The organism is Myxococcus sp. MISCRS1 (assembly GCF_026626605.1).
GTDB lineage: Bacteria > Myxococcota > Myxococcia > Myxococcales > Myxococcaceae > Myxococcus > Myxococcus fulvus.
The window spans coordinates 7,032,030-7,056,337 of sequence record NZ_JAPNKB010000001.1; the positions used below are offsets into that span (position 1 = coordinate 7,032,030).

The window sequence follows — 24,308 nt, forward strand, 5'->3', positions numbered from 1 at the left end:
CCTCACCCCGCGGTGGCGGACATCGGCAACCGCTCCACGAACAACACCTCGCGATAGCCCACGGTGACGAGCAGCGCGCGCAGGGCCCGCTCGGCGGAGTCCCGCGCCCGCTGCTGCAGTCGCGTGTCCGCGCGCACCTCCCGCTCGAACGCGAGCCGCGCCTTCTCCAGCAGCTGCGCCGTCTGCTCGCTGTCCAGGTTGGAGTCGATGACCTCCGTCTCCCCGGGGCGCAGCGCCACGCGCACGTCGATGGGCGGCATCACCACGTACACCTTCGTCCCCGCCACGTGCAGGTTCGACGGACCGAACCGCTGGAAGTCGAACCCCAGGTACGCATCCGCGAACACGATGGCGCGGCCATGTGGGTTCTGGATGGCGTGCCGCGCCCAGTTCATCACGTCCTTCCACAAGGCATCCGTCACCTGAGGCTCGGGCGTGAAGGACACCTTCTTGTAGAGCGCGACCTCCAGCGTCTCCAGCCGCGCCACCTCGCGCATCTGGCTCACCACGGACGCGGTGTCCGGCGGGGCGGGGATGCGCGGCCTGAGCAGCCAGCCGGCCCCCAGGGCTCCGGCCGCGATGCCCAGCAGGACGGCGAGGATTCGCGTGAGGTGCGTCATCATGGCCCCCGAGTTTATCCCCTTCCGCGCCGCCCGCGTCTGGGGCACGGTGCGCTCAGGTGGAGTCGGCACGCTGCTGGAAGGAGCACGTGTGGAGTTGTCGGTCCAGGAAGTGGAGGCGCTGGGCGCGCGGGGGTATTTCACGCGCCCGGCTTTCCTCGGGGATGCAGCAGCCCTCGCGGCGCGGGCAGAAGCGCTGGCGAGGGCGGAGTCTGGAGTACTTCATGCCGCGGGCATCCGGAGAGGCGCGGACCGGACGCTCGACACCCGCGTGAGGGGAGACCTCATCGGCTGGGTGACGCCTGAGCCCGACACGGCGCTCGGCGCCCTCTGGCGACAGTTCGAGCAGCTCGGCCAGGCGCTCTCGGCGGGCGCGTACCTGGGCCTGGGACGCTTCGACCTCCAGCTCGCCTGCTATCCCGGCGGCGGAGCGCACTACTCACGCCACTTCGACGCCTTCCCCGGCAAGTCCAACCGCAGGGCCACGGCCATCTGGTACGCCAACCCGGACTGGCGCGCCGAGCACGGTGGTCTGCTCCGCCTGCACCCCGAGGGAGAGTCCCCCGTGGACGTGCCGCCGAGGCTCGACACCCTGGTGGTCTTCCTGAGCGAGCGCATCGAGCACGAGGTGCTGCCCACCCACGCCCACCGCCTGGCGCTCACCGCCTGGTTCTACGGCCGCGACGCGGGCTGACTCACAGCGGCGGCGCGAGCAGCACGACGGAGTAGCCCACCGCCGTGCGTGTGCCCGGGTTCTCGTACGAGTGCTTCTGGTCTCCCCGGAAGACGACCACGTCCCCGGGCTTGAGCAGGAAGCGCTCGCCGCTGGCCACCAGCACCAGCTCGCCCGACTCACAGGCCAGGTACTCCCGGGTGCCCGGCGTGTGGGGCACGCCCGTGATTCGCACGCCTGAGGGCAGCTCCACCCGGTCGAACTCCATGCCCGGCAGCGGGTCCGGGAGCAGCTTGCGCAACTGCCCCGCGCCCCGCACACGCGTCGTCAGGCTGTCACGCGGGTAGTGCCGAGCGCTGGCCCGAGGCTTCGCCACCAGCTCCTCCAGGGACACCTGGAGCGCGGAGGCCACGCGGTGCAGCACGGACAGGGTGGGGTTGGACGTCCCCGATTCCAGATTCGCCCACGTGGCCCGGGGCACTCCGGCGAGCTTCGACAGCTGGGCCTGCGTGGCGCCTCGCGTCTCGCGCAGCGTCCGGATGTTGCGGGCGAGCCGGCTCGGCAGGTCCTCTTCTTCCAGGGGCATGGGATGGCAATCTGCCAAAGGATTGGCGTGGACGCCATTTCATCAACGCCCCCCGGCTATCCCTCCCGGCAAGGAGGACATCCGAATGGACTTGAAGGGAAAGGCAGTCCTGGTGACGGGCGCGAGCCAGGGGCTGGGCAAGGCCCTGATGGGCCACTTCGCGCGTCGGGGCGCGCGGGTGGTGGGCGTGGCCCGGCACGCGCAACCGATGGAGGCCGTGGCCGAGTCCCTGCGCGCCGAGGGCCTGGAGGCGCACGGGCTCGCCTACGACGTGGGCGACAAGGAGTCCATCTACCGGCTGGTCGGCGTGGCCGCGTCGCTGGTGGGGCCCGTGGACGTGCTGGTGCACAACGCGAGCACCCTGGGGCCCACGCCGCTGCCGCTGCTGCTCGACACCGCGTGCGAGGACCTGCAGCGCGTGCTCGAGGTCAACCTGGTGGGCCCCTTCCGGCTCTCCAAGGCGGTGGTGGGCAACATGGTGGTGCGAGGGGGAGGGCTGGTGGTGACCATCACCTCCGACGCGGCGGTGGCGTCCTATCCGCGCTGGGGCGCCTACAGCGTGTCCAAGAGCGCGCTGGAGCACCTGGGCCGCATCTGGGCCGCGGAGCTGGAGGGCACCGGGGTGCACTTCCTCAGCGTGGACCCGGGGGAGATGGACACGCGCATGCACGCCGACGCGATACCGGACGCGGACCGCGCCACGCTGGCCCGGCCCGAGGACGTGGCCGCCCGAATCGTCACGCTGGTGGAGCGCCCGCTTCCGCCCAGCGGCTCCCGCCTGGAGGCCTCGCGCCTGGAGGCCGCATGAAGCCCGCGCGCTGGCCCGGAGACCATCCGGAGGAAGGGCGGCTGTTGCACGTGGAGCCTCGCGCGGGCCGCTTCAAGGATGCCCATCTGGCGGACCTGCCCTCGCTCCTGCGCGAGAAGGACCTGTTGGTGGTGAACGACGCGGCCACGTTCCCCGCCTCGCTGCAGGGTCGCACGGCGGCCGCGGAGCGCATCGAGCTGCGCCTGCTGTCGCACGAGCCGGACGGCACGTGGCTCGCCGTGCTCTTCGGCGCGGGGGACTGGCGCAAGCGCACCGAGGACCGTCCCTCGCCGCCCGTGCTCGAAGCCGGGGCCCGCTTCACCGTCGTGGGCCTGTCGGCGCGGGTGGTGGAGGTGCTGCCGCCCTCCCCGCGCCTGCTGCGCGTGGCCTTCGAGGACGACGGCGCCGAGCTCTGGTCCGCGCTCTACCAGGGGGGCCGTCCCGTGCAGTACGCGCACACCCTGGCGCCCCTGTCCCTGTGGCACGTGCAGACGGGCTACGGCGCCAGGCCCTGGGCCGTGGAGTCGCCCTCGGCGGGATTGCCCCTCACCTGGAACCTGCTGCTCGCCCTGCGCCGTCGCGGCGTGCGGCTCGCGTCACTCACCCACGCGGCGGGCCTGTCCTCCACCGGGGACGCGGTGCTGGACGCGGCGCTGCCCCGGCCCGAGCGCTCGGACATCCCCGCCGTCACCGTGGCCCAGGTCGAGGCCACGCGCGCGGAGGGAGGCCGTGTCGTCGCGGTGGGCACCACGGTGGTGCGCGCGCTGGAGGGCAGGGCGGCGATGAATGGCGGAGGGCTGGTGGCGGGAGAGTCGGTGACGGACCTCCTCCTGGGGCCGGGCTTCGTGCCGCGCGTGGTGGACGGCCTGCTCACCGGCATGCACGAGCCGGGCACCAGCCACCACGCGCTGCTCCAGGCCTTCGCTCCACTGTCCCTGCTCGGAGACGTGGCCGCGCACGCGGAGGCGAAGGGCTACCTGGGGCACGAGTTCGGGGACTCGTGCCTCATCCTGGACACGTGAGGGCCCACGGCTCACTGGAGCTGCGAGGGCTCCAGCTCCACCTTCACCCAGCCGGGCTTGCGCAGGTCGAAGTTGCGGTAGGCGTCCAGCGCGCTGGCCATGGGCTCCACGTGCGAGAGGATGGCCGTGGGGTCCACCTCGCCGGTGCGCACCAGCTCCAGCAGCCGGGGGATGTACTTGCGGTGGTTGCAGTTGCCCATGCGCAGCGTGAGGTTCTTGTTCATCGCCGCGCCGATGGGGAACGTGCGCACCTGCTGCGGGTAGACGCCGATGATGGACAGGGTGCCCGCCTTGGCCAGGCCCTCCACTGCCCACTGGAGCACCTGCGCGGGTGCGTCGCCGGGCACCCAGTTGTTGCCGTCCGGGTTCGTCTTGGGCGCGGCCTCCTTCACCTCGCGCTTGTGCTCCGCCTTCTGCGCGTGGGCCTCCTTCGCGGCAGGGCCCGCGTGTGCGTGCACCGCGTCCACGCCCACCGCGTCGATGGCCCGGTCCACGCCGATGCCGTTCGTCAGGCGCAAGAGCGTCGCCACCGGCTCCTCTTCATCGAAGTTGATGACCTCCGCGCCCTGCGCCCGCGCCAGGTCCAGCCGGTCCTCGTGGCAGTCGATGGCGAAGACGCGGCCGGCGCCGAGGAGCTTCGCGCTGACGATGGCGAACAACCCCACCGGGCCGCAGCCGAACACCGCCACGGTGTCGCCCGGTTTGATCTCCGCCAGCTCCGCGCCGAAGTAGCCCGTCGGGAAGATGTCGGAGACGAGGATGGCCTGCTCGTCGGTGACGCCGTCCGGAATGCGCACCAGCCCCGCGTTGGCGAAGGGCACGCGCACCTTCTCCGCCTGCATGCCGTGGAAGGGGCCCGTCGGCGCGGGGCCTCCGAAGAAGGCCGTGCCCGCGGCGGCGCCGTTGGGGTTCGCGTCGTTGCACTGCGAATGGTAGCCCGCGCGGCAGTACACGCAGTTGCCGCAGGCGATGGTGGACGGGATGACCACGCGGTCGCCCACGTTGAAGTTGCGCACGTCGTCGCCGAGCGCCTCGATATAGCCCACGCCCTCGTGGCCCAGGATGGTGCCCGGCTTCATCCCCGGCATCGTCCCGCGAATCATGTGCAGGTCCGTGCCACAGATGGCGCTCGCCGACAGCTTGACGATGGCGTCCGTGGGCTTCTCCAGCCGGGGCTCCTCCACGTCGTCGAGTCGGATGTCCCCAATCCCATGGAATACGATGGCCTTCATCGGACTGCTCCTTCCCCCGCCGGGGGCCCGTGTCTGGAAAGACGAAAGGGCCCGCCCGCGGACGGACCCACACGCCTTGCAGCGTGGGCATCCGTCCGGGTGGGAGCAAAGTGCGCACAGCCTCCTCTTCCGGCCAGCAGCCGGGGAGCCGTGCGTCAGCGCCCCGCGGTGTGGTGCACGTGGAAGGTGAGCTTGCGGCCGAAGACGCGGCGGAAGGGCACCACCTCGCGCTCGGCGTTCCACAGCTCCAGGTCCACCGGCTGACGCGCGTGCAGGTGCAGCGCCACGCCGTCACGGCCGTTGGTGGCGCGGAAGTCCTTGATGGGCTGGTGGTGGCTGTGGTCCAGCGAGTTGGCCACGCGCAGCAGGGTGGCGAGCTTGCGCACGGTACGGGCCTCGGTGGGCGTCAGCCCCGCCATGCCCGAGTGCGCCAGCTCCGGAGGGCTCCTGCGGTGGTAGCGCGCCACGCGGGCCACCAGCTCCCGCTCGCGGTCCGACAGGCCCGGGATGTCCGCGTGCCGGATGAGGTAGTACGTGTGCTTGTGGTGCCGCTCGTAGTTCACCGCGTGGCCGATGTCGTGCAACAGCGCGGCCGTCTCCAGATACGGGCGCACCGACAGCGGCAGCTGGTGCAGGGCGGCCAGGTCATCGAAGAGCCGCAGCGCCAGCCGCGTCACCTGCTTGGCGTGCTTCTCGTCGAAGAAGAAGCGCTGGCCCATGGCGATGGCCGCGTCGGACAGGCTGTGGTCGTCCGGCGGGTGGTGCGCCTCCTGGCGGTAGAGCAGGTCCACCAGGATGCCGTCGCGCAGGCCGCGGTTGACGACGCTGACGGACTCCACGCCCAGGTACTTCGCCACGCCCTCGAGGATGACGGCGCCGGAGACGATGATGTCCGCGCGCTTGGGGTCGAAGCGCTTCCTGCGCCGCTCCACCGGCATCTGCGCCAGCGCCTCCACCGTCTGCGTGAGCTGGCGCACGGTGGCGTTGCCGCTGTTCTCCGCCGCGGCGAAGGACACCACCGCGTTGATGGTGCCCGACGAGCCGAGCGCCACCCGGGGCAGGTGCGGCAGCTTGGGCGGCAGCGTCTTGCCCAGCACCTCCGACACGAAGCCGCGCATCAGCCGCAGCTGCTTCGTCGTCACCGTGCGTGACGCGTCGAACACCTCCGTGAGCCGCACCGAGCCCAGCCCCAGGCTCCACAGGTTGTCGGGCCGCTCGCCCACGGCGGTGGCCACCTCCGTGCTGCCCCCGCCGATGTCGATGAGCAGCGAGCGGGTGCCCGGCGGCTTGCGGTGCAGCACGCCCAGGCAGATGAGGCGCGCCTCCTCCTTGCCGCTGACGACCTCCAGGTTGAGGCCCGACTCCTCGCGCACGCGGCGGACGATGTCCGGGGCGTTGCGCGCCTCGCGCAGGGCGCTGGTGGCCACCGCGCGCACCTGCGCCTTGTGGCGGCGGCACAGCGCCGAGTACCGGCGCAGCGTGGACAAGAGCCGCTGGGCCGTGGCCTCCGGCATGGTGCCCGTGGCGAAGACGCCCTCACCGGGACGGATGGGGTCTCGCTCCTGGTGCAGCGTCTCGAGCGCCCCGTCGGCATCCGGCCGGGCGAGCTCCAAGCGGACGGCGTTCGTCCCCACGTCGATGGCGGCGAGTACGGGCTGGAGGGGGTGGCGTCTTGGCATGGTCGGGCGTCAGGGCAGTGTAGAGCCCCCGGACGCTCGGCGCAGCACGTCATCGACGGGAGCAGCCACCCGGCGGAGCGCTCCCCCACGGCCCGTGTGACGTCCTCGTGACGCCCGGGGGCCTTCAGCGCTTGCGACGCCGGCCGATGAAGCTGGCGAAGCGCTCCGCGAAGCGCGCCACCGCCAGGCCCACGACGTCCAGCAGCCACCGCTGCAGCCCCGAGCGGCCGCACTGGTCGAGCAGCACGTGCCGGGACATCGCCACGTGCTTCTCCAGCCACAGCGCCGCCTGCGCCGCCACGCCGGGCTCCTCGGCCTCCACCAGCGTCTCCAGATTCACGAGCGAGAGCGGGTCCAGGTTGAAGCTGCCCACGAGCAGCGTCTGCCCATCCACCACCGCCGCCTTGGCGTGCAGCGTGGACGCGGTCCACTCGTGGATGCTCACGCCCGCGCGCAGGAAGGTGCCGTACAGCCGCATGGTGGCGGCCCTGGCGAAGATGACGTCGCTGCGGCCCGCGAGCAGCAGCGACACCCGCACGCCCCGGCGCGCCGCGCGCGTCAGCGCCCGCACGAAGGCCGCGTCGGGCAGGAAGTACGCGTGGGCGAGCAGCACCTCGTGCTTCGCGCCGTCGATGGCGGACAGGTAGCGCTTCCTCAGCCGGTGGCCTCCCGCGAAGCCGGACAGGAACAGGCGCACCGCCCCGGACGACAGCGCCGCCGCGCCCGCCGTGAGCTTCTCGCCGAGCTGCCGGCAGATGTCGCCTCGCAGCTCCACCGCCAGGTCCGCCCACCCGGGCACGTCCCCCTTCGCCGCATACGCATCTCCGATGTTGATGCCACCCAGGAACGCCACCGTGTCGTCGACGAGCAATATCTTGCGGTGGTTTCGCCACGAGCGCCCCAGGCACAGCGACGTGAGCGGGTTGTACACCCGCACCTTCGCGCCCGCGGCCCGCAGCGTCTGGGTGAGGTACGTGCTGTTGCCGATGCTGCCCCAGCCGTCCACCACCACCTTCACCGACACGCCCCGCTTCGCCGCGGCGACGAGCGCGTCCACGAAGAGCGCGCCCACGCCCTCGCGCTCGAAGGTGTAGACCTCCAGGTGGATGCGATGCCGGGCGAAGGAGATGGCCTCCAGCATCCGGGGGTACGCCTCCGTCCCGCCATCCAGCAGCGTGCACCGCTCATCCTCCCGCTCCGGAGCGAGCGCTCCGGGGACGAGGGCGGGGATGGGCGACGGGCGGACGGCGGCTTCGGGACGCATCACCTGGCCACCCTACAACTCTCCCGGGCCCAGGGGGACGGGCCCCGGGGGGAGCCAGGGGACTTCACCCGTCGTGCTTGCGTGCTCCCTTGCCCTTCCCCTTGTGACGGCACTCGTCGCCGTCCCAGTACTGGCTCGGGTGGCATTGCTTGCTGTTGTGTTTGGACTTCTTCGACTTGGACGGACGGTGGTCGTGGTGCACGTCCCGGTGGACGATGCAGCCGCCGAACATGCAGAGGGCGAGGAGGGGGGCGAGCAGACGCAGTGTCATGGTGTCGAGGGGGAATGCGGGGGCCTGTGGTCTCGGACCCGGCGGGTGTCGAAGCGGCCACGTGAGACATCGACGGTGCGCGTCCACTTCTGTACCCTTCGCACGTGCCTGCCGCGGAAAGAAGCGTGCGTCATCGCAAGATTGGCGCGTATCGAGTGCTCGGAGAGCTGGGCCGAGGTGGGATGGCCGTCGTGTATCGCGGCCTCCACGAGATGATTCAGCGCGAGGTGGCCATCAAGGAATTGCTGCCCGAGGGCAAGCGAGACCGCGAGACCTTGTCCCGCTTCCGTCGGGAGTCGCTCGCGCTGGCCGCCTTCCGCCACCAGAACATCGTCACGCTCTACGACCTGGTGGAGAAGAACGACAGCCTGTTCATGGTGATGGAGCTGGTGGACGGGCCCACCCTGCACACGCTCATCAAGGAAGGGCCGCTGCCCCCGGACGTCACGGGCGTCATCGCCGCGCGCATCGCCAGCGCGCTGGACCACGCGCACTTCCGGCACATCATCCACCGCGACCTGAAGCCCGCCAACGTCATGCTCACCAAGTCCGGTGACGTGAAGTTGATGGACTTCGGCATCGCCAAGGACGTGGGCCTGGAGGCCCTCACCCAGGCGGGCATGGCCGTGGGCACCCCGTCGTACATGTCCCCGGAGCAGGTGACGGGCGCGCCGCTGGATGGCCGCACCGACCTCTTCTCGTTGGGCGTGCTGCTCTACGAAGCCCTCTCCGGCGCCCGGCCCTTCCACGGCAAGACGGCGGGCGAGGTCTTCGCGCGCATCCGCGACGGCAAGTACACGCCGCTGAACAAGGTGGCCCCCAACGTGCCCACGCCCCTGGTGCGCATCATCCAGCGCGCCATGGAGGTGAAGCCCGAGGACCGCTTCCCGGACGCCGCCGCCATGCGCCGCGAGCTGGACGTGTTCCTCGCCCAGGAGGTCCAGGTGTCGCACGCGGGGCTCCTGGTCGCCTTCCTGCGCCACCGCCAGAAGCTCACCGAGACGGAGGCGCAGCAGCTCTTGCGGCCCCAGGAGCTGGACGCGGCGGCGGAGGTCTTCGACACCTCACGCACTCGCTCCGGCGGCAAGCTCAAGTGGGCGCTGGCCGCGCTGGCGCTGGCGTCCGCCGCGGGCACCGGGCTCTACTTCACCCAGGCGCAGTGGGCGCCGCTCGTCCAGCAGCTCACGCGCTGACGAGGACAGGAGGCAGTCATGGGACGCATCGTCACCTTCGTGCTGGGCTTTGGAGTCCTCGTCGCCGCCGCGTGGTACGTCCTGCAGCGGCCGGCCAGGACGGACCCCAAGGCCGCCGCCGCGCGGCGCCTGGAGAACGTGCACAAGGCCGCTGATCGCGTGGAGACGGACCTCAACAAGAAGGCCGACGCCATCTTCGACAAGGTGGAGTAGGCCCCACGCGTCCGGAGGGACGGCGCCTCGGGGCGACCGTCCACCCCGCCGGGTGCTTACGCCTTCTTCTTCTCGTGCGTGACGGTGACGATGGTGCCGATGCCACCGCGCACGAACCAGTCACCGACCACCGTCAGCTTGCGCGGCTGGATGGCCTTGATGATGTCCTCGGCGATGGTGTTGGTGACCTTCTCGTGGAAGGCCCCCTCGTTGCGGTACGCCCACATGTAGAGCTTCAGGCTCTTGAGCTCGATGCAGCTCTGGTCGGGGACGTACGTGATCTTGAACCGGGCGAAGTCCGGCTGCCCCGTGAGCGGGCAGAGGCAGGTGAACTCCGGGACGTCGAACGCGATTTCGTAGTCGCGCTCGGGCGCCGGGTTGGGGAAGGTCTGGAGGTCCTTGGTCGGCTGCGAAGGCATGGCGCTGTCGTCTAGCACACCATCGCTACGTGTCATCCACGACGTGGAGTGGGGCCTTTCGGGAGGCCCGCCGGGGGTTCTGTCGAGCCCTCAACGCGGCACCCGTCCACCAGCGGGGAAAGCGGGGGGGCCCTCGGTTGCGCCTTCGCCGCGGGGTTCATAATCCCGGGAAGGCCCCCGCCACCTTCCCGAGCACATGACGCTTCCCCCTGACGTCGAAGAAGCCTTCTCGTGTCTCCCCCAGGCCCTGGTGCGCGTCGGTCCCGACCTGTGCGTCCAGTGGTGTGAGGCGAGCTTCGCCCGCAAGACGGGCATGGCGCTGAGTCCCGGCCACAGCCTCCTGTCCGCGCTGGAGCAGGGCCGGAGCCTGGAGGCCATCGAGCTGGCCGTGCGCGAGGGCCGCGCCCACACCGGCCACGTCATCACCCGCGAGCTGCACCAGGTGCGCGTGCAGGTGAAGCCGGGCCGCGAGGAGGAGGTGCCCGGCGCCTGGCTGGTGGTGGAGCCCTCCGGCGTGGATGACGACGGGGCCTTCTCGCTGGCGGTGCGCGAGATTGCCCGCGCCGTGGGCGAGTCGCTGGAGGTGGACAGCGTCTGCGCGGCCGCGGTGGTGGCGCTGGTGAGGTGTGCCCAGGTGCGCCGCGCGGAGGTGTACCTCTGCGAGGAGGACGGCACGGAGCTGCGCCGCTCGGCGGTGTCGGACCTGGCGGGGACGGAGTCGCCGGAGGACTCGTTCGACCCGTCGGAGGACCCGTTCCACCAGGCGCTGACCCTGCGCCAGGCGCAGCTGGGCATCCAGCGCGGGTATGGGGACTCCTTGGGCTCCATCTTCGCGGCGGTGCCGCTGTGCGCGCCGCGTCGGACGGTGGGGCTCCTGCTGCTCTACAAGGAGCAGGGCACGTCCTTCTCCGCGAGGGAGCTGGAGCTGTGGACGGCGGCGGCCAACCAGCTCGCGGTGGCGGTGGAGAACGCGCGGCTCCTGAGGGAGGCGAAGGCGGCGCTCCAGGTGCGCGAGGAGTTCATGTCCATCGCGAGCCACGAGCTGAAGACGCCGCTCACGCCGCTGAAGCTGGGCCTGTACACGATGGAGCGCCGGCTCACGCTGGGGCAGCCGTTGGAGCTGTCCACGGTGCTGAAGTCCAAGCGCCAGGTCGAGCGGCTGGTGGGCCTGGTGGACGACCTGCTGGACGCGTCGAGGCTGGACGCGGGTCGGCTGGCCCTGGATTTGGCCCCGCTGGAGCTGGGGCAGCTGGTGGCGGAGGTGGTGGACCACTTCCGCGCGGCCTTCGAGCGCCCGTTCGCCGTGGAGGTGCCTCGCGAGCGGGTGTGGGTGCGAGGCGACAGGGACAGGCTGGAGCAGGTGTTGGTGAACCTGCTGGAGAACGCGCACAAGTACAGCCCGCCCGGGGAGCCGATTGTGGTGCGGGTGGAGAAGCTGGCGAGCGAGTCGCGCATCCACGTGCAGGACCACGGCATCGGGATTCCGGGCGCGGACCAGTCACAGGTGTTCCAGCGCTTCTACCGGGCGCGCAACGTGTCGCACCGCAACTTCGGAGGCCTGGGGCTGGGGCTGTTCATCAGCCACTCCATCGCGAGGCTGCACGGGGGCGGGCTGACGCTGGCGAGCGCCGAGGGGCATGGGAGCACCTTCACCGTGAGCCTGCCGCGCATGCCGGCGCACGAGGTGAAGATGTTGCCCCGGCGGGTGCTGCTCCTGGACGAGGACTCGGCGCAGGAGGCGATGGCCGAGCGCGTGCTGTGCGCGGAGGGCTTCGAGGTGCTCACGGCGAGGGACGGGGCGGAGGCGCTCCGGCGGGCCACGCACCTGCCGGTGGACCTCATCGTGCTGTCCACCTCCGCGACGCATGGACAGGCGGGGGTGTTCCTGGAGACGTTCGCCACGCTGCCGCGCGCGCGTCCGGTGCCGATTCTGCTGGCCGGGGATGCCCGGCCGTGGTGGGCGCAGGAGGAGACGTCCCTGTGCACGCGGCCGTACGTCGCGGACGAGCTGGTGGCGCGCGTGCGCAACGTGCTGACGCAGGAGCGGCGCAGGACGGCGACCGCGCCCCACGTCGTCGAGGAAGTGGCCCAGGTGGGCCTGCTGACCCGGGCCTGAGCCCGCTGAGGGGCCGCGTGGCCTCGCGGCACCCGCGCGCCGGAGCTCTATCTCGCGGCCCCAGCGCTCGAGTGGCGAGGGGGCCGCCCCCGCAAGGCCTCAGTTCGCGGGAGCGAGCACGCCGAAGTCCACCGGCGTGAGCCCCAGCCGCGACAGGGCCTCCTTCGCCTTCGGGTCCACGAACGTGGCCAGCTCCACCTCGCGCTGCGCGGCGTAGCTGCTCTTCACCTTCTCGGGGCGGTAGCCCGGGTGGCACATCAGCTCGATGACGCCCTCGGAGGGGAGCGCCACCAGCTCCGCCTCCAGCCGCTCCAGCGTCCAGTACGGGTCATCGCTCGTGTCCCCGACGAAGTGCGTGTTCGTGGGCACGCCCAGCTTCTTCAGCGCGTGGCGCATGATGGAGTCGAGCGCGCGCACCGGCACCTTCGCGTCCCTGGCGGCCTTGGCCACGCCCTCCAGCACATTGGCGTGCAGGTGCAGGTGCCGGTGCACGTCGATGTGCTTCGGCGCGCGTCCGGTGAGCTGGGTGAAGCGCTCCAACTGGGCGCGGGTCTCCGCCTCCACCACCTCCGCGGACAGCCCGGCGGCGCGGCCCTCGGTGAACTGCCCCTGGGCGCCCAGCGACTCGCGGGGGAACTCGCTCCACACGGGCTGGCCCCGGGCCAGGTCCAGGTGCAGCCCCAGTGACAGGCCCCCCGACTCCTGGGCCGCGGCCTCGGAGTAGGGCGTGTTCACCATGAGGGAGGCCGAGGAGACGACCCCCTCTCGCATGGCCTTGAGGATGCCTCGGGTGATGGCGGGGTCGTGCCCCAGGTCGTCGGCGTTGATGACGAGCGTGCGTGTGCTCACGAAGAAGTCTCCTGTGCGTCAGGGGCGCGGCCGGCCCTGGAAGAAGCGCCAGGCCTCGAGCGAGGCGTCCAGGTCGCGTGTGGGGTTGCCCGAGCTGACGGGGCTGCCGGGCCACGTGTGGTTTCCACCCTGCACGGTGCACAGCGACGCGGTGGCGCTCTCCGGAGCACATCCGGTGAACGCCACGCAGGTGCTGTTGCCCCGCTGATACGTCTGCTGCTCCGGCCCACCGCAGCCGTTGCGCTCCGCCTGGCTGCGCACCGAGTCCCGCGCGGAGGGGTAGGGGCGACCGAAGGGGATGTTGCTGCCCCCCTCGTAGAGGATGACGGTGTCCTCCGTGCCGTGGATGTGCAGCACCGGCACGGGCCGGGACGGCGCGCACCCGCTCGAGGGCGCCATGCCGGACACGGGGGCGACGGCGGCGAAGCGTCCCGCGCGCTCACAGGCCAGCCGGTACGAGAAGAAGCCCCCGTTGGAGAAACCCGTGGCGAACGTGCGCCGGGGGTCCACGCACACGTGCGTGTCCAGGTCCGCCATCATCGCGTCCACGAAGCCCACGTCGTCCACCTGGGATAGCTGGGACGAGCCGCAGCACGCGCCCCCGTTCCAACCCCGGGTGTTGTCCTGCGGCGGAGGCGGCGGGCCGCCGTTGAGCTCCTGGGCGCTGAGCCCGCGCGGGTACACGACGAGGAAGCCCTCGGTGTCGGCGAGCGTGGACAGCCCCGTCTGCCGCTCCAGCTGCTCCGGGTGGGAGCCATAGCCGTGGAAGGCGACCACGGTGGGCGTGGGGCGGGTGGCGTCGTAACCCGGGGGCACGTGCACCCGATAGGCGCGCTCCCGTCCGTCGTGGGTCACTGTCCAGTCGTGGGTACCGGGGCCTGCGGACAGTCCCTGGCAGGCTGCGCGGTCCGGCACCTGGGGCTCCGGCATGGGCGTGCCCGCGTCCGGCGGCGCCTGGGGCTCCGGCAAGGTGTCGGGGGACGAGGAACAGCCGGGAGCCGTCAGGAAGAGCAGTGCCAGGAAGGGGCCGCGGTGCATGGAGGGGAAGCTAATTCCCCGCCTGGCACTCCGCCGCGAGCCGCGTCGCGCGGTCGGGGAATCGTTCCTCCAGCGTACGCTTCACCTCGGCCACCGCCACCGCGTTGCCACCGTGAGCGTGGAGCTGACAACGTGCGGCCAGGGCCCGAGGGTCCTCCGGCGCCAGCTTGTCCGCCTCCCGATAGGCGCGCTCGGCCCCCGCGCTGTCGCCCTGTCGGAAGAGGACGGCCCCCAGGTAGTAGTGCGCTACGGCCAGCCGGCCGTCCTTGCGCAGCGCGCGCCTGAGCAGCGCCGCGGCCTCGTCCACGCGCTCCTGCCGGAAGCGCACGAAGCCCAGCTCCGCCAGGCTGACCGCGTCGTCCCGCTCGCGGGTCCAGGCCGACAGCACCGAGGCCGCCTCGTCCAGCCGTCCGCTCTGCGACAGCATCCGCCCGAAGCGGGGCGCGACCTTCGGCGAGCCCGGCTTCAGCACGTACGCCTTCGCCAGCGCCGCCACCGCGCCCGGCAGGTCGCCCTGTCGCTCGCGCAGGTCCGCCAGCATCAGCGCGGGGCGCAAATCCTTGGGCGCCAGCGCGAGCGCCTCATCCAACGCGCGCTCGGCCCGCTTGCCGCGGTTGAGCTCCGTCGCCGCGCGGGCCGCGAGCAGGTGCGCCTCCAGCTCCTTGGGAAAGCGCGTGGTGAAGGACTCCGCCAGCTCGGCCACCTCGGGGAAGGCCCCCGCGTCGACGAGCAGCGCGCCCGCCTGGGCCAGCTCCTCTGCCGTGGCGCGCACGTCGGTGCCCAGCCCGGAGAGCAGCGCCTTCTTCTCGGCCGCCGTGTCCGCGGCCGTCGCCTTCGCCAGCCGCTCCTGGGGCGCCGCCTCCGCGCGCTTCAGGTACCAGACACCTCCGCCCCCGAGCGCCGCCAGCCCGAGCGCCCCGGCCAGGATGGCCGCCACGCGCGAGCCCCCACGGCGCGAGGGTCCGCCCTCGCCGATGCCGGAAGGCGTGCCGCGCGTGGGCGGCGTCGAGTCCGTCGGAGAGGGGACGCGCGCGGGCTTCACGACCTGCGGAGCGACGGGCTCGACGGTCGCCGTGCGCGCGGGCTCGGGGAAGGTCTCGTCGTGGACCGTGGCGCCCACATCCGGCAGCACGGGCCATCCCGTGGGCACCGTCATGGCGGCGTGGGGAGCCACGTGGGGCTCGTAGCGGCGCGGGCCCGGCGGCGTGCCGCCATGGGATGGGTCCGCCATGCGCGCGCGTCGGAGGGCCTGGCGCTTGGGGTCCTTCTCCGGCGGGAAGAGGGTGTCGACGTAGGCGGCGACCTCCTCCGCGGAGGCGACCTCGGCGGGGCCGCCGATGGCCTCGATGGCGTCGATGAAGGACTCGAGGCTGTCGAACCGCGCGGCCGGGTCCCTCTGGAGCGCGGTGAGGCACACCAGCTCCAGCGCGCCGGGGACGGACGGGTCGAAGCCGGTGGGCGGACGGACGCGGCCCTCGGCGATGCGGCCCAGGACCTCCTCGGCCGTCATGCCGGTGAAGGGCCTGCGGCCACACAGCTGCTCGTACAACATGACGCCCGCGGCGAAGAGGTCCGCGCGGTGGTCCACGGGCTTGCCGGAAATCATCTCCGGCGACATGTAGAAGAACTTGCCCTTGAGCACGCCGGGCTCGGTGCCCGCGCCGAGCGCGTCCGCCTTGGCGATGCCGAAGTCGATGACCTTCACCGCGCCGTTGACGCCGACGTGGATGTTGTCCGGCGTGAAGTCGCGGTGGACGATGCGCAGGGGCCGGCCCGCCTCGTCCACGGCCCGGTGCGCGGCGTCCAGGCCGCGGCAGGCCTCCACGAGCACGCGCAGGGTGATGCCCAGGGGGACGCGCTGGCCGCGCTCGGCGGCCTCCTGGCGCAGCTCCGCGAACGAGCGTCCCTCGAGCAGCTCCATCGCGATGAAGGGCTCGGTGCCCTCCATGCCCAATTCGAGGATGGCGACGACGTTGGGGTGGCGCACCTGCGCGGTGATGCGCGCCTCGTTGAGGAACATCTGCACCACACGCCGGTCCGAGGCGAGGTGGGGCATCAGCCGCTTCACCGCGACGGCGGGCCCGCGCTGCCCGTCATCCTCGAAGCGCCGCCCCAGGTAGACCTCCGCCATGCCGCCCGTCGCGATGCGCGCGGACAGACGGTAGCGACCGACCCAATAGGTGTTCGGACCCGACTCCAAGATGGCGCCAGTCTATGTGGAGAGCCTGTCTTCGTGCCCCCTCAGAAGTTCGAGGGGGCATGCCCGCTCGGTCTCGTCCGGGCCCGCTCGCCCGGCGCTCCCGTCCTGGAGGCTGACGCGGTCCGCGTGGGAGCACGGGGTTTCCACGTGGCGAGGGCCTCGCGGGACACGTCCTCTCCACGACGTTCGTGCGCGTCGGCAAAGTGTCCATCGGTGACCTGGGCTCGGGCCTCGTGGGCGCCTGGGCGGCGATCTGCCGACACGTGCCAGTCCAGGGCCCCGCCTCGTCGCATGGGAGCGCTCGTTCTTCCGGGCGAGGCTGGCCCGCAGGGCCTGGGCGGAGCTCGCTGTCGGAGGAGGCGCTCCGCGGGGGCCCACCTCGTCGGAGAGGCATGCCCCGCCGAGAAGCGCTCATCACTTGGGGGCTCGCCACCGGAGCGCCGATGGGTGGGTGAGGCTCGAACGAGGTGGGCGATGCGACGCTCGACAGGGGGCCCCGTCTCGTCAGGACGAAGCTCGACCAAGCCTGGAGGGCGCGATGCCCGGCGGCGCGAACCATGTGCCCTGGTGTGTTCGTGCGACGCGCCTCCATCACCACTCCCACCTCGAGGTGTGCGCCGGGGTGTGACGGACCCCGCGCCCGAGCTCAATGAGGGCCACCACGTCCGACGTCGCGGGTGGTGCGGTGTGCCTTACGCGGGGTGTGGGCGCCCCATCTGCTCGCTCGCGCGATGAGGGAGTGAGAGTGCTAACGTCCGGGCCCGCTGCCGCGCTTCGTTCTTCGTTCGGAGGGATGTTGGGAACCGTCCTCAAGGGTGGTTACGTCGTCGAGTTGGAGCCCGCGGTGGTGGAGCGCGTGGACCTGCGCATCGAGGGCGAGCGCATCGTCGCGCGAGGGCCGGACCTGGCGCCCCAGCCGGACGACGAGGTGGTGGCCCTCTCCGGCAAGCTCGTCTTCCCGGGCCTGGTGAGCGCGCACCACCGGCTGCACGCCGTGCTCGGACGGGGCATGCCGCGCAAGGCGATGGAGACGTACCAGGACAGCCTGGAGAAGGTGCTCTGGCCCTACGAGGACGCGCTGGACCTGGACGCCGTCCAGGTCGCCGCCTGCGCGGGCGGCCTGGAGGCGCTCCAGTGCGGCACCACCACGGTGGTCAACCTCCACTCCTCCCCGAGCGCGGTCTCCGGCTCGCTGGTGCGCCTGGCGCGCGGACTCCACGAGGTCGGCGTGCGCGGCGTGCTGGCCTACGCCGTGTCGGACCGCAACGGCGCGGTGGGCCGCGAGGAGGGCCTGGAGGAGACGGTGGGCTTCGCGCAGAAGGCGCAGGGGCGCTTTCGCGGACAGGTGGGCGCGGGCCCCTGCTTCACGCTGGGCCCCGACGCGCTCCAGGGACTGACCGAGGCTGTGAAGACCGCCAACACCGGCCTGCACCTCCCCCTGGCCGAGGACCCGCTCGACGAGCGACTGTCCAACGAGCGACACGGTGACTCGCCGGTGCCCCGGCTCCTGGCCGCGGGGCTGTTGTCGCCGCGCAGCCAGCTGGCGCACGTGGGGCACCTGGCGTGGGCGGACCTGGCGCAGGTGATTGCGACGGGCGCGTGGATGGTGCACACGCCGCGCGCCAACCAGGGCCTGGAGGTGGGCTACGCGCCGGCGCTGAAGTTCGGCGCGCGCGCCACGCTGGGCGCGGATGGCGTGTCCGCGGACCTCTTCGCGGAGGCCCAGGCGGCGTACCTGCGCTCGCGCGAGGCGGGGCAGGTCATCGACGTGCTGCGCTACCTGGCCAACGGCCACCGGCTGGCGTCCGCGCACTTCGGCGTGCCCATGGGCTCCATGCGCGAGGGCGCGCTCGCGGACCTGCTGGTGCTCGACTACCTGCCCGCCACGCCGCTGACGGCGGAGAACCTGGCGTGGCACGTGGTGTTCGGCCTGGGCAGCCGCCACGTGGAGGCGGTGATGGTGGACGGGGTGTGGCGCATGTGGGCGCGCCGGCCCTTGTCGGTGAACCCCTCGGTGGTGGCGGAGCAGGCGCGCGAGGCCGCGGCGGCGGTGTGGGCGCGGATGGGTGAGACGACGTAGGCCCTCGGGGTCGCTTGCCCGGGAGTGACGGGTCCGCTCTTATCCGAGGCATGCTCGCTCCCGTACTGCTCGCAGGCCTGCTCAGCGCCGCCATCCCCGCCGTGGGGGACACCGCCCCGGACTTCACGGTGAAGGACACCGACGGCAAGGTCTACATCCTGTCGGAGATGGTGAAGCAGGGCCCCGTCATCGTCGCCTTCTTCCCCAAGGCCTTCACGGGCGGGTGCACCAAACAGCTCAAGGCCTTCACCGCCCGGCACGCCGAAATCGAGAAGCTGCAGGGGCGCGTGCTCGCCTTCAGCACGGACGACGCGGAGACGCTCAAGCGCTTCAAGGCGGAGCTCGCGGCGCCGTTCCCCTTCATCCCCGACCCGGAGGGCAAGGTCGTCGAGTCCTACGACGTGAAGATGCCCCTGGTGACGGTGTCCAAGCGCTACACCTTCGTCGTGGGCGAGGGGCGCAAGGTGCTCAAGGTGGACGCGGGGGGCGACGCCATCGACCCGTCGGGCGCCATCACCTCCTGCTCCCAGGCCCAGCCCGCCGCGAAGGAGCCCGCTCCCGCCACGCCGGCGCCCGAGGCGAAGCCCAAGCCGTAGCGCCCGCGCTTCAGCGTCCGGAGCGCGGCGGCAGCTCGCGGTTGTCGAACATCTGCGCGGGCGAGTCGTCCACGAAGGTGTCCTCGAACCGCCCCTGCGTGTACTCGCGGATGACCTTGCGCCAGAAGGACGTGGCCGCGTGGTTGGCGGGCAGCTGGGACACCTCCCACAGCCCGCGGAAGCGCTCGAACACGGCGACGGCGGCGCGCCGGCCCAGGCCGTAGCCCCGCTCGCCGCGCAGGATGAAGAACTCGCTCATCCGGAAGTCGCGCCCCGGCGTCATGTACGGGAAGGGCGCCTGGGCCACGAAGGCGAAGCCCACCGTGCGGCCCTCCCAGCGCAGGAGCAGCGGGTGGACCTCCGACGACGGCGCCAGCCACGTCGGCAGGTAGTTGGGTGCCCAGTGGCCCTGCTCGTCCAGGCGGTAGCCGACCCCGAACTCGCTCAAGTCGTGCAGATAGAGCGGGTACAGGTTGCGCAGCAGCGGATGCTCGGCTGGGGTCGCGCGGCGTAGCTCCAAGGACGCCTCCGGAAGGGGCGCAGCATGTCCCATCCCCCGCGTGGCGACCACCCTCGCCACGCGGGCTCTTTCGTGGGGTGACACTGACCCCCGGCTCGGGGTCAGCGTCAGTGCGTGACTTCGGACGCGCCGACGGGCGCGTCACCGCGCGCGTGGTGCCGGGCGTGCTGGGCGAAGAGGAAGCGACGCACCGCCGCGCGGGTGAGCAGCCCCCGGGTGGCGATGCCCGTGGGCGCCGCGACGGGCAGCGCGTCCACGTCCTCCTGGTCCATCAGCCGCAGCGCTTGCGCCAGGTCCGTCTCCGGCGTGAGCACCGGCAGCTTGCGCGACAAGTCACTGGCCACCAGCAGCGGGTAGACGGACTCGTCGCGCCACACCTCGCGCAGCTGCTCCACCTGGACGATGCCGTACACCTCGCCCGCCGTGTCCAACACCGGCAGCGCGCCCGTCTCGGACGTGAGCAGCAGGTCCGCCAGCGGACGCACCGGCAGCCCCGCGGGCACGGGGGCCACGTGCTCCATCAGCGTCTGCACGTGGGTGCTCTCCAAGAGGTCCGCGTCGCTCAGGACCTTCGCCGCCTTGCGCTCGATGAGGTAGTGGCACAGCGCGGAGGCGATGGTGCACGTCACCATCAGCGGGAGGATGATGTCGTGGTTCCCGCTCAGCTCGTACAGCATCATCATCCCGGTGAGCGGGCCGCGGTTGAGCGCCGCCACCGCGCCGCCCATGCCCACCAGCGCGTACGCCCCGCTGGGGCCGGTGCTGGCCGGGAAGAAGTAGTGCACCAGCGTGCCGAAGGCCCCGCCCGCCATGGCGCCGATGACGGCCGCCGGGAAGAAGGTGCCGCCCGAGCCGCCCGAGCCGATGGTGACCGCGGTGGCCACGAGCTTGAGCAGGCACGCCGTCACGAGGAAGAAGAAGGGCAGCTTCCCCACCGCCGCCAGGTTGATGTAGTCGTGCCCGCTGCCCCACACCGTGGGGCTGATGAACGCGAGCACGCCCGCGCACAGCCCGCCCAGGCCCGCGCGGAACGGCAGCGACTTGCGGCCCAGCCACGGCGACAGGGTGCCCGGCATCCGTCCGTGGAAGAAGTGCTCCACCCCGTGCAGGAGCCGCACGAAGGCGAAGGCCAACAGGCCACAGCCGATGCCCAGCGCCGCGTACGCCAGCACCTCCGAGCCGCTCACCAGCTCGTACGGCACCTGCCGCAGCATGGGCGCCTCGCCCAGCACGCCCTGGCTCACCAGGGTGCCCGCCACGCTGGCCAGGATGATGGGGGAGAAGACGCGCAGCTCGAACTCGCGGAGGATGATCTCCATCGCGAACACCGCGCCGGCGATGGGCGCGTTGAAGGACGCGGAGATGCCCGCGCCCGCGCCGCACGCCAGGAGGATGGACAACTCCCGCCGGCTGAAGCCCAGGACGCGCCCCACGCTGGAGGCGAACGCCGCGCCGCCGTACACGATGGGCCCCTCGCGTCCGGCCGAGCCACCCGAGCCGATGGTGATGGCGGACGCCACCAGCTTCAACAGGCCCCGGTCCGCCGGCACCACGTTGGCGCCGCTCTTCACCGCGCGCACCACCTCCGGCACGCCGTGGCCATGCGTCTCCGGCCTGTCGCGCAGCAGCCGCCCCACCGCCATGCCGCCCAGCGTGGGCGCCAGCAGCATCAGCCACCAGGGCAGGTGCGGAATCGCGTCCGCCAGCGAGTGCGAGTGGCCGAAGACGCTGTTGAGCGCGGCCAGCGCCACCAGCGGGTAGTAGAGCGACAGCGCGCCCAACGTCAGCAGGGCGAGCAGCCGCAGCCGTCGCTTCACCTCGTCGCGAGGGCCCCCCGGCTCGATGACCCGCGCGAGCAGCAGCCCGCCCAGCGCCAGCGGCGCTCCGACGATGGCGTACTCCGGATGCCACCGCGCGGAGGCGAACGCCTCCCACAGCGTCAAGAGCTGGCTGCGGCGCAGCGTGTGCGCCAGCTCGGCCGTGCCGAACGTCAGGCCCGTCACCAGGCCGATGAGGTTGGCGAAGATTCCAGCGGCCAGTCCGCTGTAGAGGCCCACCACCGCGCCCGCCACCGGCAGCACCGAGGGGCCGGGCAGGCGCAGGCGGTTGGAGGCCTGCAAGGTCGCGTGTATCAGACGGCTCAGGTGTGCTCGCGCCCGCGCCCACAACGCGCGCTGGGAGGACGTCCCGGGCGGAGGTTCATCGGCATTCATTGGTCCTCCCACTAACCCATCGCGAACGCGGATGCTTCAACGTTCGTGAAGGGCCTGTCGGAACCTGGGCACGGCTCCGAGCGAGGGAGGAGCAGGCGGCCTAGGGCGCGTGGCTGCGGGTGGGCAGCAGGGCGCGCAGCAACAGGGTGATGCCCCCGAGCGCCAGCCAGGGGACCACGTGCCCGGCGAGCAGGTGAGGCGTCGTCCCGTCGGCGCAGTGCAGGTGGAGCACCAGCAGGCTGACCCCTCCGGCCGACAGTCCGGCGGCGAGCGCGCGCACCGGGTGGTACGCGGAGCGACACAGCAGCACCAGCGTGAAGGCGAGCGGCACGGCGGTCACCGCCAGCTCGGTACCCGCGCAGCCGAGGATGCCCGCCATGAGCGGAGCCGTCCGCACCCCGGAGCCCGACAGCACCACGGTGGCGCCCACCGAGAGCATCACCGCGATGACGCCACCCCAGGGCACCGTCCTGCGATGAGGCGCCAGGGCGACATAGGCCCCGGAGGACAGGAGCGCGGTGAGCAGCAGCCCCACGCCCACGATGACGGGCACGTCGGCCCGGTTCGCCACCCAGGCCCCGTGGGCCAGCACGGCCAACGCCGTCATCGCGATGGCGCCGTGCACCCCCAGGAGCAGCAGCAGCTCGTGCCACCAGGGCCGGGCCCGGGGCCGCCGGGCCAGCGCCTCGTACGCGAAGCTGTGGGCCGCATCCAGGGACGCGCCCTCGCTCGCGAGCCGCTCGGTGGACGGCGCCAGCACCTCTCGCGCGAGGGGGTGGGAAAGCTTGCCAGGCGCCCCCATCAGGTCGAAGCCCCCCGTCATCGCCCGGCAGTCCGCGCAGGTCGCCACGTGGGACTCCAGCTCCGGGGGCAGCATCTCGCCCAGGCGGTCCATCACCCGAGAACACTCCGGCGTCATTCCATCGTCTCCGTGCGCAGGGCCGTGAGCAGCTCGCGCAGCCGCGCATAGCCCCGGTGGGCCCGCACCTTCACCGCGCTCTCGGTGAGGCCCAGGGTGTCGGCGATTTCGGCGAAGCCCATCCCCTCGAAGCGGTGCAGCAGGATGGGGATGCGCTGTCCTTCGGGGAGCTGGTCCAGCGCCTGCCGCACGGCTCGCTCCAGGCCCACGTCGCGCGGGCCGGTGCGCTCGTCGGCGACCACGGGCAGCTCGCCCTCGGGCGTCAGCTCCTCGGGCCGGCGTCCCCGGCGCTGGAAGTCCCGTGCGGCGTTGGTGGCGATGGCGTACAGCCACGGTTTGAAGCGCGAGCCTGGCTGGAAGCGCCCTCGCGAGCGCACCAGGGACATGAAGGTGTGCTGCACCAGGTCCTCGGCCGTGGCCTCGCTGCCCGTCAGTCGGGTGAGGTAGCCGCGCACCGGCCCCGCGTGGCGCTGGAAGAGCGCGTCGAACGCCGGGGGATGTCCCTCGCAGAACCGCGCCATCAGCACCTCGTCGGGGTCGGCGGCGACACAGGCGCGCACCGGGTCCTCTGCGGTACGCGCGGGCGCTGAGGCGGGTTTCATCGGCGGAGGCGGAGGCGGAGCCACGGACCGGCGCACTCTATCCCGTCACGGTGGACCCGGAAGCAAGGCGCGCCGCCGGGCTGCCGCTCACGGCTTGAGCAGCGGCTCGGGTGTGGGTGCGGAGGAGGGCAGGTGGTCCGCGGCGGCGGCCAGCGCCTCGCGCACCTTGCCCTCGGCGGCCATCTTCGCGGCGAGGAGCTGGGCCTCCGCCGCGGACCTCGCGGCGACCAGCTGCGCCTCCGCGGCGGACTTCGCGGCGACCAGCTGCGCGCGAGCCCCACCCGCGCCGAAGAAGCTCGTGGGCGCGGCCAGCTCGGCGCGCTCCTCGGCCGTGTACTTGAGGTACGAGTACTTCGTCGCCTCCGACGGCAGCCGCAGGCCCTCCACCACCTTGAACCAGGAGAGCACCTTCAGCGAGTAGTAGCTGAGGTCCACCTCCCACCAGAACCAGCCCTGGTTGGCCGTGTTCTGGTGGTAGTGGTGGTTGTTGTGCCAGCCCTCGCCCAGGGTGATGAGCGCGAGCAGCCAGTTGTTCCGGCTGGTGTCCGTCGTCTTGTACCGGCGCTTGCCGAAGATGTGGCTCAGGGAGTTGATGGTGAACGTCCCGTGCCACAAGAGGGTGGTGCTCACGAAGTAGCCCCACACCAGCATGGAGAACCCGCCGATGAAGTAGAGCGCCACGGCCAGCGCAATCGACGGCACCAGGTGGAAGCGGTTGAGCCACACCAGCTCCGGGAAGCGCGCGAAGTCCTTGATGCCCTCCATGCGCGTCTTGCCGTACTTGTCGCAGAGAATCCAACCCACGTGGCTGAACCAGAAGCCCTTCTGCACGGGCGAGTGGATGTCCTCCCCCTGGTCCGAGTACCGGTGGTGGTGGCGGTGGTTGGCCGCCCACCAGAGGACACCCTTCTGCGTGGACGTGCTGCCCACCAGCGCCAGGATGAACTGGAAGACGCGCCCCGTCTTGAAGGCCCGGTGGGAGAAGTAGCGGTGGTAGCCCGCCGTGATTCCCCACATGCGGACGATGTACAGCCCCACACACACCGCCAGGTCCACCGGCTTCGCCCCCACGACGAAGGCGAAGAGGCACATGACGTGGACGCCGAAGAACGGGATGGACGACAGCCAGTTCAGTCGCTCGTCGTCCGCTGGAGCCGCGGCAGGAGAGGATGTCTGCAAGGGAGCCTCGTGAGCG

General features: G+C 71.9%; 23 protein-coding genes. 8 read left to right on the forward strand and 15 right to left on the reverse strand.

Annotation, left to right across the window (positions count from 1 at the left end; all coding sequences use genetic code 11):
- Nucleotides 1-2: 2 nt before the first annotated feature.
- Nucleotides 3-620, reverse strand: a complete 618-nt coding sequence (locus OWM54_RS27975; RefSeq protein ID WP_267701173.1) for a DUF4230 domain-containing protein — start codon at nucleotides 618-620, stop codon at nucleotides 3-5.
- A gap of 1 nt (nucleotide 621) precedes the next feature.
- Here OWM54_RS27975 and OWM54_RS27980 point away from each other — a divergent pair, with 1 nt between their 5' ends.
- Nucleotides 622-1,314 carry a 2OG-Fe(II) oxygenase gene (locus OWM54_RS27980; protein ID WP_267699490.1) on the forward strand — a complete coding sequence of 231 codons (693 nt, stop codon included), beginning with the start codon at nucleotides 622-624 and terminating at the stop codon, nucleotides 1,312-1,314.
- Between the two features lies 1 nt (nucleotide 1,315).
- Here the strand turns inward: OWM54_RS27980 and OWM54_RS27985 are convergent, their stop codons facing one another.
- The gene (locus OWM54_RS27985; protein WP_046718499.1) at nucleotides 1,316-1,873 is read right to left on the reverse strand and encodes a helix-turn-helix domain-containing protein; all 558 of its coding nucleotides are present in this window, start codon (nucleotides 1,871-1,873) and stop codon (nucleotides 1,316-1,318) included.
- Nucleotides 1,874-1,964: 91 nt separating this feature from the next.
- Here OWM54_RS27985 and OWM54_RS27990 point away from each other — a divergent pair, with 91 nt between their 5' ends.
- Nucleotides 1,965-2,687, forward strand: a complete 723-nt coding sequence (locus OWM54_RS27990; protein WP_267699492.1) for an SDR family NAD(P)-dependent oxidoreductase — start codon at nucleotides 1,965-1,967, stop codon at nucleotides 2,685-2,687.
- Complete coding sequence (locus OWM54_RS27995; RefSeq protein WP_267699493.1) at nucleotides 2,684-3,709, forward strand: S-adenosylmethionine:tRNA ribosyltransferase-isomerase; 1,026 nt, start codon at nucleotides 2,684-2,686, stop codon at nucleotides 3,707-3,709. The genes OWM54_RS27990 and OWM54_RS27995 overlap by 4 nt, the downstream gene beginning before the upstream one ends.
- A gap of 11 nt (nucleotides 3,710-3,720) precedes the next feature.
- Here the strand turns inward: OWM54_RS27995 and OWM54_RS28000 are convergent, their stop codons facing one another.
- The 4 genes from OWM54_RS28000 to OWM54_RS28015 form a co-directional block, all read right to left on the reverse strand.
- Nucleotides 3,721-4,941, reverse strand: coding sequence for a zinc-dependent alcohol dehydrogenase (locus OWM54_RS28000; RefSeq protein ID WP_267699494.1), 1,221 nt, complete (start codon nucleotides 4,939-4,941; stop codon nucleotides 3,721-3,723).
- Between the two features lie 155 nt (nucleotides 4,942-5,096).
- Nucleotides 5,097-6,620: a Ppx/GppA phosphatase family protein gene (locus OWM54_RS28005; RefSeq protein ID WP_267699495.1), complete on the reverse strand. Its 1,524-nt coding sequence runs from the start codon at nucleotides 6,618-6,620 to the stop codon at nucleotides 5,097-5,099.
- A gap of 124 nt (nucleotides 6,621-6,744) precedes the next feature.
- Nucleotides 6,745-7,884 (reverse strand): phospholipase D-like domain-containing protein, encoded by a 1,140-nt coding sequence (locus tag OWM54_RS28010; protein WP_267699496.1) that lies wholly within the window; start codon nucleotides 7,882-7,884, stop codon nucleotides 6,745-6,747.
- Between the two features lie 64 nt (nucleotides 7,885-7,948).
- Nucleotides 7,949-8,155, reverse strand: coding sequence for a hypothetical protein (locus tag OWM54_RS28015; RefSeq protein WP_223747179.1), 207 nt, complete (start codon nucleotides 8,153-8,155; stop codon nucleotides 7,949-7,951).
- Between the two features lie 182 nt (nucleotides 8,156-8,337).
- On the opposite strand from OWM54_RS28015, the gene OWM54_RS28020 reads away from it, so the two are divergent.
- Both OWM54_RS28020 and OWM54_RS28025 read left to right on the forward strand, forming a co-directional pair.
- Nucleotides 8,338-9,348 carry a serine/threonine-protein kinase gene (locus OWM54_RS28020; protein WP_248543090.1) on the forward strand — a complete coding sequence of 337 codons (1,011 nt, stop codon included), beginning with the start codon at nucleotides 8,338-8,340 and terminating at the stop codon, nucleotides 9,346-9,348.
- Between the two features lie 18 nt (nucleotides 9,349-9,366).
- Nucleotides 9,367-9,561 carry a hypothetical protein gene (locus OWM54_RS28025; RefSeq protein WP_267699497.1) on the forward strand — a complete coding sequence of 65 codons (195 nt, stop codon included), beginning with the start codon at nucleotides 9,367-9,369 and terminating at the stop codon, nucleotides 9,559-9,561.
- Between the two features lie 56 nt (nucleotides 9,562-9,617).
- On the opposite strand, the gene queF is transcribed toward OWM54_RS28025, so the two are convergent.
- Complete coding sequence (gene queF, locus OWM54_RS28030; protein ID WP_141325292.1) at nucleotides 9,618-9,980, reverse strand: preQ(1) synthase; 363 nt, start codon at nucleotides 9,978-9,980, stop codon at nucleotides 9,618-9,620.
- 196 nt (nucleotides 9,981-10,176) lie between these two features.
- On the opposite strand from queF, the gene OWM54_RS28035 reads away from it, so the two are divergent.
- On the forward strand, nucleotides 10,177-12,096 hold the full coding sequence (locus OWM54_RS28035) for a hybrid sensor histidine kinase/response regulator (protein ID WP_267699498.1): 1,920 nt from the start codon (nucleotides 10,177-10,179) through the stop codon (nucleotides 12,094-12,096).
- Between the two features lie 99 nt (nucleotides 12,097-12,195).
- Here OWM54_RS28035 and OWM54_RS28040 read toward each other — a convergent pair whose 3' ends face one another.
- Genes OWM54_RS28040 through OWM54_RS28050 form a run of 3 tightly spaced genes read right to left on the reverse strand, consistent with a single transcriptional unit; the run spans nucleotide 12,196 to nucleotide 16,114 of the window.
- Nucleotides 12,196-12,945, reverse strand: coding sequence for a carbohydrate deacetylase (locus tag OWM54_RS28040; RefSeq protein WP_223747182.1), 750 nt, complete (start codon nucleotides 12,943-12,945; stop codon nucleotides 12,196-12,198).
- Between the two features lie 18 nt (nucleotides 12,946-12,963).
- Nucleotides 12,964-13,983 carry an alpha/beta hydrolase family esterase gene (locus OWM54_RS28045; RefSeq protein WP_267699499.1) on the reverse strand — a complete coding sequence of 340 codons (1,020 nt, stop codon included), beginning with the start codon at nucleotides 13,981-13,983 and terminating at the stop codon, nucleotides 12,964-12,966.
- A gap of 10 nt (nucleotides 13,984-13,993) precedes the next feature.
- A complete protein-coding gene (locus OWM54_RS28050; protein ID WP_420715386.1) occupies nucleotides 13,994-16,114 on the reverse strand; it encodes a protein kinase domain-containing protein in 2,121 nt (706 codons plus the stop codon).
- A gap of 865 nt (nucleotides 16,115-16,979) precedes the next feature.
- Between OWM54_RS28050 and OWM54_RS28055 the strand changes: the two genes are divergently transcribed.
- Both OWM54_RS28055 and OWM54_RS28060 read left to right on the forward strand, forming a co-directional pair.
- A complete protein-coding gene (locus tag OWM54_RS28055) occupies nucleotides 16,980-18,263 on the forward strand; it encodes an amidohydrolase family protein (RefSeq protein ID WP_223747250.1) in 1,284 nt (427 codons plus the stop codon).
- A gap of 50 nt (nucleotides 18,264-18,313) precedes the next feature.
- The gene (locus tag OWM54_RS28060; protein ID WP_267699501.1) at nucleotides 18,314-18,859 is read left to right on the forward strand and encodes a peroxiredoxin; all 546 of its coding nucleotides are present in this window, start codon (nucleotides 18,314-18,316) and stop codon (nucleotides 18,857-18,859) included.
- Between the two features lie 10 nt (nucleotides 18,860-18,869).
- On the opposite strand, the gene OWM54_RS28065 is transcribed toward OWM54_RS28060, so the two are convergent.
- The 5 genes from OWM54_RS28065 to OWM54_RS28085 form a co-directional block, all read right to left on the reverse strand.
- Nucleotides 18,870-19,379, reverse strand: a complete 510-nt coding sequence (locus OWM54_RS28065; protein ID WP_046716146.1) for a GNAT family N-acetyltransferase — start codon at nucleotides 19,377-19,379, stop codon at nucleotides 18,870-18,872.
- Between the two features lie 107 nt (nucleotides 19,380-19,486).
- Nucleotides 19,487-21,592 (reverse strand): chloride channel protein, encoded by a 2,106-nt coding sequence (locus OWM54_RS28070; RefSeq protein WP_223747186.1) that lies wholly within the window; start codon nucleotides 21,590-21,592, stop codon nucleotides 19,487-19,489.
- 100 nt (nucleotides 21,593-21,692) lie between these two features.
- Entirely contained in the window at nucleotides 21,693-22,511 is an 819-nt protein-coding gene (locus tag OWM54_RS28075; protein ID WP_223747187.1) for a DUF1109 domain-containing protein, read from the reverse strand.
- Nucleotides 22,508-23,071 carry an RNA polymerase sigma factor gene (locus OWM54_RS28080; protein ID WP_248542805.1) on the reverse strand — a complete coding sequence of 188 codons (564 nt, stop codon included), beginning with the start codon at nucleotides 23,069-23,071 and terminating at the stop codon, nucleotides 22,508-22,510. Before OWM54_RS28080 ends, OWM54_RS28075 begins: the two co-directional genes overlap by 4 nt.
- Nucleotides 23,072-23,200: 129 nt before the next feature.
- Nucleotides 23,201-24,292, reverse strand: coding sequence for an acyl-CoA desaturase (locus tag OWM54_RS28085; RefSeq protein WP_267699502.1), 1,092 nt, complete (start codon nucleotides 24,290-24,292; stop codon nucleotides 23,201-23,203).
- Nucleotides 24,293-24,308: the final 16 nt, after the last annotated feature.